We start from the raw sequence: 13,612 nt of genomic DNA on the forward strand, positions 1-13,612 counted from the left end.
TCCTCCCTGAGCGGGAAGCCTTATCCCAATGAGGCTTAAATGCTTAACCCCGATTTTACTCCCCTTTAATCGGGGTTTTTTTTGCCTGTCGCATATACAATATATAGAACATGCCAAGCAGGCAATTGATTCTGCTGTTAATAATAATCGCTAATCAATCAATTGCGAGTATATGCCTAATTTATTCTAGGTGGTGAAAATATTCTGACTGTCAAATGTGACGAATTGACGGCAGTGGGAACCATCGGCCAGTGGGATGCAACTGAGTGAGCATGGTAGGAAATAAAAAGCCCCGGAAAACCGGGGCTTTTTATTTAGCATGGCTGCCTTGTGGCGGCAGCCTGTGAGCGTGGCTGAATTAGAAGCCCATGCCACCCATGCCGCCTGCGTCAGGCATGGCTGGCGCAGCTTCTTCCTTAGGCAGCTCTGCTACCAATGCATCGGTAGTCAGGATCAAGGAAGCTACAGACGCAGCGTTCTGCAGTGCGGACCGCGTTACCTTGGCTGGATCCAGAACACCCAGCTCAACCAGGTCACCGTAGGTGCCATTGGAAGCGTTGTAACCGTAGTTGCCAGTACCTTCCAGTACTTTGTTGACCACAACGGATGGCTCGTCACCAGCGTTGGCGACGATCTGGCGCAGAGGCTCTTCGATCGCGCGCAACACGATCTTGATGCCAGCGTCTTGATCTGGGTTGTCGCCCTTCAGCTCCTTGATGGAAGAACGGGCGCGCAACAGGGCAACGCCACCGCCAGGCACGATGCCTTCTTCAACGGCAGCACGTGTAGCATGTAAAGCATCCTCAACGCGAGCCTTCTTTTCCTTCATTTCGGTTTCGGTGGCAGCGCCAACCTTGATCACGGCAACACCGCCGGCCAACTTGGCTACGCGTTCCTGCAGTTTTTCGCGATCATAGTCGCTGGTAGCGTCTTCGATCTGCTTCTTGATCTGGTCGATACGTACCTTGATGTTGTTTTCTGAGCCAGCACCATCGATGATGGTGGTGTTTTCCTTGCCGATTTCAACACGCTTGGCTTGGCCGAGGTTTTCCAGTGTCACCTTCTCCAGGCTCAGGCCGACTTCTTCGGCAATCACGGTACCACCAGTCAAGATGGCGATATCTTCCAGCATGGCCTTGCGCCGGTCACCGAAGCCAGGTGCCTTCACAGCCACGGCCTTCAGGATGCCGCGGATGTTGTTGACCACCAGGGTGGCCAGTGCTTCACCTTCCACATCTTCAGCGATGATCAGCAGGGGACGACCAGCCTTGGCAACTTGTTCCAGAGTAGGCAGCAGGTCGCGGATGTTGCTGATCTTCTTGTCGTACAACAACACGAATGGGTTTTCCAGCAGGGCGATCTGGCGCTCTGGGTTGTTGATGAAGTATGGAGACAGGTAACCACGGTCGAATTGCATGCCTTCCACGACATCCAGCTCGTTTTGCAGGCCGGAACCGTCTTCAACGGTAATCACACCTTCCTTGCCTACCTTGTCCATCGCATCGGCAATGATCTGGCCGATATCGGCGTCGGAATTGGCGGAAATGGAGCCAACCTGGGCAATTTCCTTGCTGGTGGTGGTGGGCTTGGCGATGGCCTTGATCTCGTTCACGATTTCGGCAACTGCCTTGTCGATACCGCGCTTGAGGTCAGTCGGGTTGAAGCCTGCAGCAACATACTTGAAGCCTTCGCGGACGATGGCTTGTGCCAGAACGGTAGCAGTAGTGGTACCGTCGCCGGCATTGTCATTGGTCTTGGAAGCGACTTCTTTCACCAGCTGCGCACCCATATTTTCCAGCTTGTCGCTCAGCTCGATTTCCTTGGCGACAGATACGCCGTCCTTGGTGACAGTCGGGGAGCCGAAGGAGCGCTCCAGAACGACGTTGCGGCCCTTGGGACCCAGGGTTACCTTGACGGCATTTGCCAGAATGTTCACGCCATTGACAATCTTGGCGCGGGCGTCATCACCAAAAATCACTTGTTTTGCAGCCATTTATATCTCCTAATAAACTTGTTTGAGCTAACGTTGTGCCACTAATTTAGGCCTCTACAATACCCAGAATGTCATCTTCACGAAGTACCAGTACTTCTTCGCCATTTACTTTGACGGCCTGGCCGGCATACTTGCCAAACAACACCTTGTCACCCACCTTGACGTCCAGGGGAATGGATTTGCCGTTGTCGTCCTTCTTGCCTGGACCAACAGCAATCACTTCACCTTGATCTGGTTTTTCAGCCGCTGTGTCAGGAATGACGATGCCGGATGCGGTCTTGCGCTCTTCTTCCAGCCGTTTCACGATAACGCGGTCTTGCAATGGACGAATTGCCATGTGTTTTTCTCCTAAAATCTTTGAATGATCATTGATTGGGTTTGTTACAAGTTTTGGTTGCTAGGGTGATTTAGCACTCAACCCTATCGAGTGCTAATAATAGGGGCGGCATGGCAGTTTTTCAAGGGCGTGTGTTGAATTTGTTCTATTGCTGCGGCTAGCAACCGGATTTTTGCCGCGCCATTCATGGGGTATAGATGGCGTTAAAGTGCTTGATTTCTCAGCCCGCTAGTCACTAGGACCCTCGATAGGGATAAATAATTTTTGTCACAGATAAATGGTTGCCATGGATTGTAATATCATGCTGAAAGTGTACTATACAGTTTAGTATTTATTCATTGCGCAGGGAGATGTCGGGTATGCGGTTAATTGTGAATGGGTTGTTGGGCATATTGCTGGGCTTGGTCGCAGCGGGGGGCGTCCTTGCCGCTGAGGACAGCCCCAAGGTCGTCGTGTTGGCGTTCGAGCTCAATGATCTGACCGGCTTGCCCAATGCACCGGAAGAGTTGCAGCGCATCGAGCTGTTATCCACCACGTTCAAGCAGGAGCTCAAGGCTCAAGGCGTGAATATGGTGCCGGAAGGGGAGAGGGTGAGGGCTGAGATTGAGCGTAATTCGCCGACTTATCTCTACGATAATGTGGAAACGGCAATTGAGCTCAACAAGGAAACCGGGGCGGACTACCTCATCATTGGCGTCGCCTTGAAGCCTACCTATTTATTCGTCTATCCGCGGATCATTATGGTGGATGTTGGAAAGCGGGCTGTCGTGATGTCCCGCTACATGCAGCTGGAGAGTTCGTGGAGTGATCAGCAAACCACTATTCGCACGGCGGAGAAGCTAGCCCAATTGGTCAAGGCCAGACTGGACAAGCTCGGCGCAGCAGCCCCATAACAGGTTTGATGATGCTGGAATGAATGGTATATGGCCGAACGAATGGCAAGTTCCTATGCCAGGATAAGCCGCATGGTTCAAAGGTGACGCATGGATTTACTCAGCAGTCCACGGTTGGTCCACATGATGGCGGCCTGCAGCAAGAAGCCTGCGGAGAGGCTGCTTGCTTTGTATCCTCTTCTGGATAGCTGGCTCAATGCGCCCGGTAGTCGGGACATGGTTCGGGTGCAGTATTCATCGCCAGACGCTTTGGCCCGGGCTTGCTCTGCACTGGGCGCGCATCTGCTTCCTTTTGCCTTGGAGGCAAAGCTGCAGCACCCTCCTGCTGTCATTGCAAAGCTGATGGTCTTGCTGCAGGGGGCAATCGCCGAGGAGTTGCGCAATCCCGGCCAAGGGGCCTTGTCCAGTGCTCAGTTGGCAGCCAGGATGGTATTGGAGGAAGCGAAGCCGTCGTGGATGACAAGCGTAGAAGAGTCCTGGATGGCGGGCGGGTATGTTGCCACCGCAGTTGTGCTGGCCATTCTCGGCATACATTTCTGGCCTGCCGGAGTTCCGCCCGAGGTTGAGCCGGCCTGGCAGAGCGCCGGATACCATGAGGCTGATGTTGCCATCGAACCGGCACTGCTCATCAAGGTGCTTGCGCTCAAAAGCGATATTGCGTCGGGCACCTGCCCGGCTCCTGGCTTTGCGAGTGTTCCCGGTGATCAGCTTGCGGTCTACATGCATATCGTTCAGTCCGGCCTCTCCAACAATCAGGCCCGTCAGGGGCTGGATGGTCAGAAGCTGGAGTCGTTTCTGGCATGGTACGCACAACATCGGGCCTGGGAGTGTTATTCCAAGTCGCAAAGCAAACAGAAGACGATATTGGGGATGGGAGCGTGATATGGCCGGGCGAATGAGGGAATACATCCTGGAGGTTGCCGGAGACCTGTTTTCCAGGCAAGGCATCCATGCGACGAGCATAGATAGCATTGCCGCCCAGGCTCGGGTGGCCAAGGTCACCTTGTATAAATATTTCAAATCGAAAGAGCTTCTTATCATTGAGTATCTCCGTACCCAAGAAGACAGGCTTTGGCAAAGGCTGGCTGCAGTCCCGCGTCAGGAAAGTGCTCGGGCTGAGCTGGAAGCGCTGGCTACCGGCCTGCTGGATATCATCGGGGAAAAGGATTTCAAGGGGTTTGCTTCACTCAAGGCCGGCGTGGAGTTCCCCCAATCGGACCATCTGGTCAATCAGGCCTCCAGGGAGTTTTCCCGGCAGCTGCGAAGCCAGTTTGTGGAATTGGCACGCAAGGCCGGCATCAAGCAGGCGGAAACCTTGGCATTGCAACTGGCGCTAGTGGAGGAAGGTGCTGCGATGATGGAAAAAGGCCCGCAAGGCAATGCATCCATCCGCCATGCCAAATCTCTGGTCAGGACCTTGATCCATCACTCAGATTGAGTATGCCCCTGCTTTGGGCGGCGGATGTGTCGTACCCCTATTAAGCCAAGCCGTAAGTTCACTAAGGTGAGGATAATCTGTTTTGTTGCAGGGCGCCTAGGCCCATTCTCAGCGATAGTAATCGACGGGCGTCACTTTCTCGATTTGGAGAAGGCACCATAGACACGGTGTGCCCATTCGCATGGGTTTCCTCTTGGCTGCGAACATGTCAATGCTACATGATGACAGTGGATGGCAATATCGGATCTGAGATTGCTGCGGAGCTGGTAAATCTTCCCCTCCGGAAAGAGGGGGGGCCCCTATGTGCATCCTGATTGAGCCGGTATGCCCAATCAGGATGGCGGGGCTTATCAGCGCTGTCGCGGATCGTGGTAACGCGCCAGCCAATGGGCATAAGGTGGAGGCAGCACCCAGGCCGGATCTTTCTTGTTCAGCTCCTTCGCCGCCTGGTAGGTCCAGTGCGGGTTCTCGAGATGGGCACGACCTATCATGGCGATGTCCAGCTGTTCGTTACGGATAGCCTGGTCAGCAAGGTCGGGCGCGCCAAAGCCCCAGGCAGACGATACCGGGATACCGGCCTCGTTGCGCACGCGTTGGGCAATCGGGGCAAGGAACGCAGGTCCCCAGGGAATCTTGGCTTCAGGTGTGCTGAAGCCGATGCTGACGCTGAGCATGTCCAGGCCCAGTTGTTTCCATTCATTGACCAGCTGGATGGATTCGCTCAGGGTCTGTTCATCCTGCCCGTCGAATTCCAGCACGCCGAAACGTGCGGTCAAGGGCAGGTGTTCCGGCCAGGTCTGGCGCACAGCAGCCAGGGTCTCACGCGTGAAGCGGCCTCGGTTCTCGAGAGTGCCGCCATATGCATCGGTTCGCAGGTTGGAATGGGTAGAGGTGAAGCTCTGCGCCAGGTAACCATGGGCGAAATGTAGCTCCAGCCATTCGAAACCGGCTTCAAGCGCGCGACGGGCGGCATCGACGAAATTTTGCTGCACGCGCTGGATATCAGCGATCGTCATCTCAGTCGGCACGCGTGGCAGCAATCCGCCGAATGCCTTGGCTGATGGTGCGATAGGCTGCCATCCGCGAGCATCGCCTTCGGGAATGTGGTCGTCACCTTCCCAGGGAACATTGGCGCTGGCTTTCCGGCCTGCGTGGGCGATCTGGATACCGGGCACGGCCCCGGCTGCCTTGATTGCAGCTGCGATCGAACGCAACTGTTCCGCTTGCGCGTCATTCCACAAGCCCAGGCAGTGCGGAGTGATGCGTCCTTCAGGTGCAACGGCGGTGGCTTCGACGATCACGAGGCCGCTGCCGCCGCGCGCAAGCGAAGCGTAGTGGGCTCGGTGCCAATCATTGGCCAGGCCGTTGGTCGCCATGTATTGGCACATGGGAGGTACTGCAATGCGGTTTCTTAATTCGACATCTTTCAGCTTGTATGGAGAAAATAGGTCTGCCATTGTCATTCCTTTTGCGTAGTGACGGGTGGTTGTGAACAAGCATATTCCTGAGGACATCAGGAGTTGTTTCCATAGTTCCAAAATATTCGAACCATGGAAATATAGTAGCGGCTATGATAGATTTTGTCCATGAGACAAATTAAACACCCTGCCATCGAGCAGGTGGAGCTGACAGACATCATGTATGCACTTTCAGATCCGGCCCGAATGGAAATCGTCGGGCGTCTGGCACAGGCGGGACGACAGATGACGTGCGGCGAATTGGACCTGAACCGCCCCAAGTCGAGTATGTCGCACCACTTCAAGATACTGCGTGCCGCCGGGCTGGTGGAAACCGTGATTGATGGCAAGGAGCACTTGAATTCCCTGCGGCTTGCCGAGATCGAGCAGAAGTTTCCCGGTGTGCTGTATGCCGTGCTCAAGACGATCAAGCTCCCCTGATACATTCCCCTGCATTAAGTAAGATGTCTCATTATGTAGCAGTTTATGTAGCAGTGCAAAAAAATGGCCTGATTCAGTGAATCAGGCCCAGCGTGCAGAGTTTCGAGCTTTTCTACCAGCCTGCCCTTGATTGGAATTGAGCGTGGTTGACGATGCCCAGCCAAACGCTGCTGGCCAGCAGCGTTTTGTTGGCTGCCTTGATCAGCCTACATAGCGTTTGACCAGGAAGCCGTTTTTGGGATGTGCCACATAAACGAAATGCTTCCCCTGGTTGTGGTCCATTCGCTCAGCAGGAGCGTGGATGCGGTTGATGTTGAAACCATACTTGGGATGCGGACGGTTGTTGGTGATGACGGCGACCTCCTTGGATGTTCCGATTGCCCGTGTTTCTGCAACGCGTGCATCGAAGGTGGCATTGAGTGGGCTGATATTGGCTGCCGCCAGCACTTGGCCATTGAGTAGCGCGTTGCCGTCTTGCGCTTGTACAAGCAAGGCAGAAGAGAACAGCAATGCGAAGGCTAAAATAGAAATGGCTTGTTTCATGATAAATCTCCTAAAAATCAATGGATTAATATTAAGTTCTACCTTGTGCTACGGTTGATCGTCTCCTCTATTGCCAACCACCTCCCAACGCTCTGTATAAGTTGATCATGGCCATGATTTGCTTCTGCTTGGTCTCGATAAGGTCCATCTTGGCCTCCAGCGCGTCACGCTGCGTCAGCAGCACTTCCATGTAATCCGCACGGGCGGATTGGAACAGTTGGTTGGATATCTCGATCGAGTTGGTCAGGGTGTCGACCTGGCGGTTTTTCAACTGGTAGTTCTTGTCGAGGTTGTCCAGGTTCGATAACTGGGTGGCCACTTCGCTATAGGCGTTGATGATGGCCTGCTCGTACTCGTATGCGGCCCTGATCTGCTCGGCGCTGGCGTTTTTGTAGGTCGCGATGATGGCGTTGCGGTTGACCAATGGCGCGATGAGGTCTCCGCCGAACGAGCCGGCAACCGATTCAGGCATGTTGAGCAGGTAGCGCGGGTTGAATGCCTGGAACCCCAGCCCGGCCTTGAGGGCGAAGGATGGATAGAAATTCGCCTTCGCCACTTCGATATTGAGCTTGGCCGCTTCCAGCTCGAGTTGCGCCTGGCGGATGTCGGGACGGTTTTCCAGCAATTGGGAAGGTATGCCGACATCCAGTACCTTGGGCTTGATATCCATGAAGCCGGCAGAGGCCCGTGCTATCGGTTGCGGCGTGCGGCCCAGCAGGAAGTTGATGCGGTTTTCCGTCTCGACGATCTTCTGCTTCACCTCATAGCGCTGGCTCTGGTTTTTGTTGACTTCGGCCTCGAACCGCTTGACTGCGAGCGAGGTGGTGCGCGCATACTGCTGCAGCTCCCTCACGACGCCGAGCGCGTTTTCCTGGATCGCGATGTTCTTGTCCAGGTTGTCGAGCTCGTTGTCGAGCGCGAGCAGTTCGTAGTAGGCATTGGCGATTTCCGCCACCAGGTTGGTGACGAGAAAGCGTTTGCCCTCCACCGACGCCATGTATTCCATGGTGGCGACCTTGGTGGCATTGCGCAGCTTCTTCCAGACATCCAGCTCCCAGGAAGCGACCAGGCCAAACTGGTAATTGCCGAAATATTTGGGGAAATGCTTGCCTTCCTTGATCTCCAGGCCTTCCTCGATGGCGCCGTTGCGGGTGTAGCGCGCGGTCTTCTCGGTTTCGGCGGTGGCGCCGATGCCGACCGAGGGCAGGTATTCGCCCTTGCGCGCCAGTATCTCGTTCTCGGCAACGCTGATGCGCTGCATGAGGATGTTGATCTCCTTGTTGTTGGCAATGGCGGTATCGATCAAGGCGGCCAGGTGCTGGTCCTCGAAGAACTCCTTCCAGTTGACGCGGGCCGCGCTGTCGGCACCGGCCGCGCTATTGTTCGCATGGCTGTAGTGCTCTGGCAGTGCGACCTGCGGTTCTTTTTTCGTGATCGTTGGGATGGCGCACGATTGCACCATGAGCGCCAGGCATCCCAACACGACAAGTTGAATGGCTTTATTCTTGGTCATCATCGCTCTTGCTGTAATGGTAGGTTTCAGTGAGTGGCTCAAACTCTTCGTTCCGGATCATGGATTTGCCGTCGGACAGTTTGGCAAATATGTAGTACAGACCAGGGATGAGAATGACGCCGAAGATGGTGCCGAACAGCATGCCGCCGAGCGCGGAGCTGCCGATGGTACGGTTGCCCACCGCGCCCGCGCCCGTGGCGACGACCAGCGGGATCAGGCCGGCGATGAAGGCAAACGAGGTCATCAGGATAGGGCGGAAGCGTACGCGTGCGCTCTCGATCGCGGCATCCTTGATCGACAGGCCTTGCGCATGTTTCTGCACCGCATATTCCACGATCAGCACCGCGTTCTTTCCGAGCAGCCCGACCAGCATCACCAGCCCGACCTGGGCGTAGATGTCGTTGGCAAGCCCCAATGCTTTCAACATGAAGAACGAGCCGAACACGCCCGCGGGCAGCGAGAGCACGACCACCAGCGGCAGAATGAAGCTCTCGTACTGCGCTGCCAGCACCATGTAGACGAACACCAGCACGACGCCGAAGATGATGATGGCCTCGTTGCCACGGTTGGCCTCGTCGAATGACAGGCCTTCCCAGCCGATGTCATAGCCGTGCGGCAGGGTGGCTTTCGCCACTTGCTCCACCGCCTTGATCGCGTCGTCCGTGGTGTAGCCGTCGGCAGGCATGGCGCGGATGGTGGCGGAGTTGTAGAGGTTGTAGCGCGTGATCTCGTTCGGGCCCTGCATCTTCTTCAGCTTCATGAAGGCCGAGTAGGGCACCATTTCGCCTTCCTCGTTCTTCACGTAGTAGTTGAGGATGTCGGTCGGGTAGCGGCGGAATTCCGGCCCGGCCTGGGTGTAGACCTTGAAGAAGTTGTTGAAGCGGATGAAGCCCTGCTCGTAGGTGCTGCCGATCAGGATGTCCAGGTTGTCCATCGCCTTGGCGATCGAAACCTTCTTCTGCATCGCGAGCTTGTTGTCGATCTGGATTTCATACTGCGGGTAGTTCGCCGCATAGAAGGTGAACAGGCCGGTGAGCTCCTTGCGCTTGGCGAGCGCCTTCATGAAATCCTGGTTGATCTTGTCGAACTCGTGGTAATCCGTGTTATCGGTCTTGTCGAGCAGGCGCAGCGCCAGGCCCGATGCCGCGCCGTAGCCGGGGACGGCTGGCGGCTCGAAGAACTCGATCACGGCGCCGAAGTCCTTGGTTTTTTCTTCCAGCTCCTCGATGATCTGGTGCACGGATTGCTTGCGCTCAGACCAGTCCTTGAGGTTGATGATGCAAGTGCCGGCATTGGAGCCGCGGCCCTCGGTCAGCACCTCGTAGCCCGCCAGGGAAGATACCGACTGCACGCCCTCGACCTTGGAGGCGATGCCCTGCAACTGCCGGGCGATCTTGTTGGTGACTTCCAGCGTGGAGCCGGGCGGCGTCTGGATGATCGCGTACACCATGCCCTGGTCCTCGCCCGGGATGAAGCCTGCGGGCAATGTCTTGTCGACCAGGAAGGTACCGGCGGCGAACGCGGCCAGCATGAGGAAGGTGACGATGCGGCGCGTGACGACGATATCCAGCAATTGGGTGTAGCGTCCCGTCACCTTCTCGAACACATGGTTGAAGGCGTTGATGAACAGGCTGACCGGCGTCTTGCGCTTGGGCTGGCCGTGGTTGTTCTTCAGCAGCATCGCGCACAGCACCGGCGTCAGCGACAAGGCGACGACGCCCGAGATGATAATGGAAGCTGCCATGGTGATGGAGAACTGGCGGTAGAACACGCCCACCGGCCCAGTCATGAAGGCCACGGGCACGAACACGGCGGTCATCACCAGGGTAATGGCGACGATCGCCCCGCCGATCTCCCCCAGCACCTTTTGGGTGGCCTTGTAGGGAGTCAAGTGCTCGGTTTCCATCTTGGCATGGACAGCTTCCACAACCACAATGGCGTTATCCACCACAATACCGATTGCCAGCACCAGTGCAAACAGTGTGATCAGGTTGATCGAAATCCCGAACATCTGCATGACGAAGAAGGTGCCGATCAGCGACACCGGCACCGCCAGGATCGGGATCAGGGTGGAGCGCCAGTCGCCCAGGAAGATGAACACCACCAGGGCTACCAGGACGAACGCCTCGATCAGGGTGTGGATCACCTTTTCGATCGAAGCATCCAGGAACTTGGATACGTCGTAGTTGACTTCATAATCCATGCCTTCGGGGAAGGATGCCTTCAGTTCCTCCATTCTTTCCTTCACATGCTCGATCACTTCGGTGGCGTTGCTGCCGTAGTTCTGCTTGAGCACGATGGCCGCTGAAGGATAGCCATCTTTGTTGGAGTAAATGTCGTAGAACTCGCTGTTCAGCTCGACCTTGGCGATGTCCTTGAGGTGGAGGATCTCGCCTTCGGAGTTTGCGCGGATGATGATGTCTGCATACTGCTCGGGCTTGTTGTAGCGGCCCTGGTAGATCAGCACGTATTCCTTGGATTGCGCGGTGATGCCCGAGCTCTGGCCCAGGCGGCCGGGGCGGCCGATCACGCTCTGGCTGTTGATCGCCTTCATGACTTCCTCGGTGGAGACGTTGTAGGCGCGCATGCGTTCTGGGTTGAGCCAGATGCGCATCGCGTACTGGCGGCTGCCGAGGATCTTGGCCTGGGCGATGCCGTTGACGCGCTGTATCTCGGGGATGATGTTGACGTTGGCGTAGTTGAAGAGGAATTTCTCGTCCGCGTGCTTATCCTTGCTGTAAAGATTGATGTACATCAGCATGCTGGGCTGGACGCGTTCGACCACCACGCCTTCCATCTGAACCAGCTCGGGCAGGCGGCTCATCACCTGGTCGATACGGGTCTTGACGTTGATCATGGCCTGGTTGGGGTCCACGCCGAGGTCGAAGATCACCTGGATCGTGGCTTCGCCCGCGCTGGTGGCATCAGACACGATGTACTTCATGCCGGGTACGCCGTTGATCGCACGCTCAATGGTGATCAGCGATGACTGCACCAGCACGTCGGCGCTGGCGCCGGGGTAGGCCAGCGAGACGATCACGCGCGGCGGCGCGATGTCGGGAAACTGCGATGTGGGCAGGGTCTTGATCGACAAGAACCCCATGAATACGATCAATAGCGACAATACAATCGCCATGACCGGTCTTTTGATGAAAATATTCAGCATTGATTTCGTCGCCTGGTTGGGTTATTCAGCGTAAAGGCTCAGGTCCGACATGGCCTTGTCTGGGGGGATGAAATCGACGTTGACCTGCTCGCCGTTATGCACTTTCCTCAACCCCTCGATCAGGATCTTGTCGTCTGCTTCCAGCCCGTCCTTGACAATGTAGACGTGCGGCAACTCCGCATCGATGGTGACCAGCCGCTGCTCGATCTTGTTATCCTGGTTGATGACGTAGACATAGGTCTTGTCGAGAATCTCGAATGTGGCTTTCTGCGGGATCAGCAACGCATCCGTGTAAGGAATGTTCATGAGGATGCTGCCAGTCTGGCCGTGCCGCAGTACCCGGTTGGGATTGGGGAAAACGGCGCGGAAAGCGATGTTGCCAGTCTTGTTGTCGAAATCCGCCTCTATGGTCTCGATCACGCCTTCCTGGTCGAACACTTCGCCGTTCGCCATCTTCAGCTTCACCTTTTCCTTGTCCTGGGCGTGGTTCTTCTTGCTCTGCACATAGTCGAGATATTCGGATTCGGGCACGTTGAAGTACACCCACATCCTGCTGATGTCGGACAGTGTAGTCAGTAGGTCGCCTTCATCCAGCAGACTGCCGTTCCTCGCTTCCAGATGGTCCATGATGCCGGTGAAGGGCGCGTTGATGTTGGTGAAGCCGAGGTGTGTTTCCGCCACGTTGACTTCAGCGTTGGCCTTGTCCAGCTTGGCCTTGGCGAGTGCCAGTTCATTGGGCGAGACGATGTTCTTGTCTGCCAGTGCCTTGGTGTTTTCGTACTCGATACGGGCCATGCTGGCCTCGGCCTTGGCTTTTTGCAGGTCGGCCTGGTAAAGGTTGGGCATGATGCGGAACATGGGTTGGCCCTTGTTGACCTGCTGTCCTTCATCGACAAAGGTGTCCTGCAGATAGCCGCGCTCCAGTGCACGCACCTCGATATGGCGGATGGCACGGATCTGGGAAACATACTCCTTCACGATGGCCGTGTCCTGGCGCAGCGGCGAAGTCGCCTTGAGCCTGGGCTGCTCATGAGGCTCGTGGGGCTCGGTTTGGTGGCAGCCGCTCAGTAACGCCGCGATGACGCTTAAGACGCAAGAAAATTTTTTCATCATAAGATTTCGATTCATTTCAGAAGATCAAAAAACCTGAGTTCATCGTGCCCACTGCACGGCGCTGTCCGTGCGACAAACGTGCAGGACTGGGCGGCAATGGTCAGCTTGAGTTAGGGGTATGGAGGGCAGGGTTTCCGCAGAGGCGTCAGCTGCCGCCGAGTAGCGGTCAGCAAGCGGTATTGGCCAATGAAACGGGGAGCCTATGTGCTGGTCGCGATGCGGCGGGGCTGCGCATGGAAAGTCAGACGACTGGAAAAAGACAGCCCGAGTCTGACTAACCTATTGTGCTGCTAACGTCCGATGGAAATACTGCCTTGGGCAGGAAGTGCCCTTAGGCGGGGAGTGGAGGATCCCGTGGTCTGACATGGGTGGAGAAGTAGAGGCGCTTTGCTGCGCCATTGCATGTGAGCGCCCAGGAAACCGGGGCGTCGGCAACCAGCAATAGTGCCGTCAGCAGAAGGCTCGCGAACGACAGTACTAGCGAAGCAAGCGGTTCGCCATCACCATTGGAGGAGGCTTCGATATTGATGACTTCAACAACATTGGTGTCGCTGACATAGAGCGTGTCAGGCAACTGCATGCAGAGATAGGCCAGACTGACCAATGACAACACCACTGATAACAGGATCAGTCGTATCCTCAAGGCAGTGGGGTCTAATCTTGACTTCATTGGTCTCAATCGTTGCTGGTTAGGCGTATCGGAAGGCCGATACGTCAA

General features: G+C 56.0%; 12 protein-coding genes. 4 read left to right on the plus strand and 8 right to left on the minus strand.

Features of this window, described 5'->3' with window-relative positions; translation table 11 throughout:
* Nucleotides 1-358: 358 nt before the first annotated feature.
* Both groL and groES read right to left on the minus strand, forming a co-directional pair.
* A complete protein-coding gene (groL, locus tag MFLA_RS01875) occupies nucleotides 359-1,993 on the minus strand; it encodes a chaperonin GroEL (RefSeq protein WP_011478732.1) in 1,635 nt (544 codons plus the stop codon).
* 46 nt (nucleotides 1,994-2,039) lie between these two features.
* Complete coding sequence (gene groES / locus MFLA_RS01880; RefSeq protein ID WP_011478733.1) at nucleotides 2,040-2,330, minus strand: co-chaperone GroES; 291 nt, start codon at nucleotides 2,328-2,330, stop codon at nucleotides 2,040-2,042.
* Between the two features lie 359 nt (nucleotides 2,331-2,689).
* On the opposite strand from groES, the gene MFLA_RS01885 reads away from it, so the two are divergent.
* From MFLA_RS01885 to MFLA_RS01895, 3 genes are all read left to right on the plus strand, one after another.
* Nucleotides 2,690-3,223, plus strand: a complete 534-nt coding sequence (locus MFLA_RS01885; RefSeq protein ID WP_011478734.1) for a DUF2380 domain-containing protein — start codon at nucleotides 2,690-2,692, stop codon at nucleotides 3,221-3,223.
* 90 nt (nucleotides 3,224-3,313) lie between these two features.
* Nucleotides 3,314-4,105 (plus strand): hypothetical protein, encoded by a 792-nt coding sequence (locus MFLA_RS01890; RefSeq protein ID WP_195742045.1) that lies wholly within the window; start codon nucleotides 3,314-3,316, stop codon nucleotides 4,103-4,105.
* Nucleotide 4,106: 1 nt separating this feature from the next.
* A complete protein-coding gene (locus MFLA_RS01895; protein ID WP_011478736.1) occupies nucleotides 4,107-4,661 on the plus strand; it encodes a TetR/AcrR family transcriptional regulator in 555 nt (184 codons plus the stop codon).
* 350 nt (nucleotides 4,662-5,011) lie between these two features.
* Here the strand turns inward: MFLA_RS01895 and MFLA_RS01900 are convergent, their stop codons facing one another.
* Complete coding sequence (locus MFLA_RS01900) at nucleotides 5,012-6,118, minus strand: NADH:flavin oxidoreductase/NADH oxidase (protein WP_011478737.1); 1,107 nt, start codon at nucleotides 6,116-6,118, stop codon at nucleotides 5,012-5,014.
* Between the two features lie 129 nt (nucleotides 6,119-6,247).
* On the opposite strand from MFLA_RS01900, the gene MFLA_RS01905 reads away from it, so the two are divergent.
* Nucleotides 6,248-6,559 carry an ArsR/SmtB family transcription factor gene (locus MFLA_RS01905; protein WP_011478738.1) on the plus strand — a complete coding sequence of 104 codons (312 nt, stop codon included), beginning with the start codon at nucleotides 6,248-6,250 and terminating at the stop codon, nucleotides 6,557-6,559.
* A gap of 201 nt (nucleotides 6,560-6,760) precedes the next feature.
* On the opposite strand, the gene MFLA_RS01910 is transcribed toward MFLA_RS01905, so the two are convergent.
* From MFLA_RS01910 to MFLA_RS01930, 5 genes are all read right to left on the minus strand, one after another.
* The gene (locus MFLA_RS01910; RefSeq protein ID WP_011478739.1) at nucleotides 6,761-7,102 is read right to left on the minus strand and encodes a hypothetical protein; all 342 of its coding nucleotides are present in this window, start codon (nucleotides 7,100-7,102) and stop codon (nucleotides 6,761-6,763) included.
* A gap of 67 nt (nucleotides 7,103-7,169) precedes the next feature.
* Nucleotides 7,170-8,618, minus strand: coding sequence for a TolC family protein (locus tag MFLA_RS01915; RefSeq protein ID WP_195742046.1), 1,449 nt, complete (start codon nucleotides 8,616-8,618; stop codon nucleotides 7,170-7,172).
* Nucleotides 8,602-11,781, minus strand: a complete 3,180-nt coding sequence (locus MFLA_RS01920; RefSeq protein WP_011478741.1) for an efflux RND transporter permease subunit — start codon at nucleotides 11,779-11,781, stop codon at nucleotides 8,602-8,604. Before MFLA_RS01920 ends, MFLA_RS01915 begins: the two co-directional genes overlap by 17 nt.
* Nucleotides 11,782-11,802: 21 nt before the next feature.
* Nucleotides 11,803-12,894, minus strand: a complete 1,092-nt coding sequence (locus MFLA_RS01925; RefSeq protein WP_048811494.1) for an efflux RND transporter periplasmic adaptor subunit — start codon at nucleotides 12,892-12,894, stop codon at nucleotides 11,803-11,805.
* 331 nt (nucleotides 12,895-13,225) lie between these two features.
* A complete protein-coding gene (locus tag MFLA_RS01930) occupies nucleotides 13,226-13,564 on the minus strand; it encodes a hypothetical protein (RefSeq protein WP_011478743.1) in 339 nt (112 codons plus the stop codon).
* Nucleotides 13,565-13,612 lie beyond the last annotated feature (48 nt).

The sequence above is a fragment of the Methylobacillus flagellatus KT genome, assembly GCF_000013705.1.
GTDB lineage: Bacteria > Pseudomonadota > Gammaproteobacteria > Burkholderiales > Methylophilaceae > Methylobacillus > Methylobacillus flagellatus.

Coding starts and splice junctions, on each gene's coding strand:
- MFLA_RS01910 (WP_011478739.1), bottom strand. CDS start 7,102: ATGAAACAAGCCATTTCTATTTTAGCCTTCGCATTGCTGTTCTCTTCT.
- MFLA_RS01900 (WP_011478737.1), bottom strand. CDS start 6,118: ATGGCAGACCTATTTTCTCCATACAAGCTGAAAGATGTCGAATTAAGA.
- MFLA_RS01925 (WP_048811494.1), bottom strand. CDS start 12,894: ATGATGAAAAAATTTTCTTGCGTCTTAAGCGTCATCGCGGCGTTACTG.
- MFLA_RS01885 (WP_011478734.1), top strand. CDS start 2,690: ATGCGGTTAATTGTGAATGGGTTGTTGGGCATATTGCTGGGCTTGGTC.
- MFLA_RS01905 (WP_011478738.1), top strand. CDS start 6,248: ATGAGACAAATTAAACACCCTGCCATCGAGCAGGTGGAGCTGACAGAC.
- MFLA_RS01920 (WP_011478741.1), bottom strand. CDS start 11,781: ATGCTGAATATTTTCATCAAAAGACCGGTCATGGCGATTGTATTGTCG.
- MFLA_RS01915 (WP_195742046.1), bottom strand. CDS start 8,618: ATGATGACCAAGAATAAAGCCATTCAACTTGTCGTGTTGGGATGCCTG.
- groL (WP_011478732.1), bottom strand. CDS start 1,993: ATGGCTGCAAAACAAGTGATTTTTGGTGATGACGCCCGCGCCAAGATT.
- MFLA_RS01895 (WP_011478736.1), top strand. CDS start 4,107: ATGGCCGGGCGAATGAGGGAATACATCCTGGAGGTTGCCGGAGACCTG.
- MFLA_RS01930 (WP_011478743.1), bottom strand. CDS start 13,564: ATGAAGTCAAGATTAGACCCCACTGCCTTGAGGATACGACTGATCCTG.
- groES (WP_011478733.1), bottom strand. CDS start 2,330: ATGGCAATTCGTCCATTGCAAGACCGCGTTATCGTGAAACGGCTGGAA.
- MFLA_RS01890 (WP_195742045.1), top strand. CDS start 3,314: ATGGATTTACTCAGCAGTCCACGGTTGGTCCACATGATGGCGGCCTGC.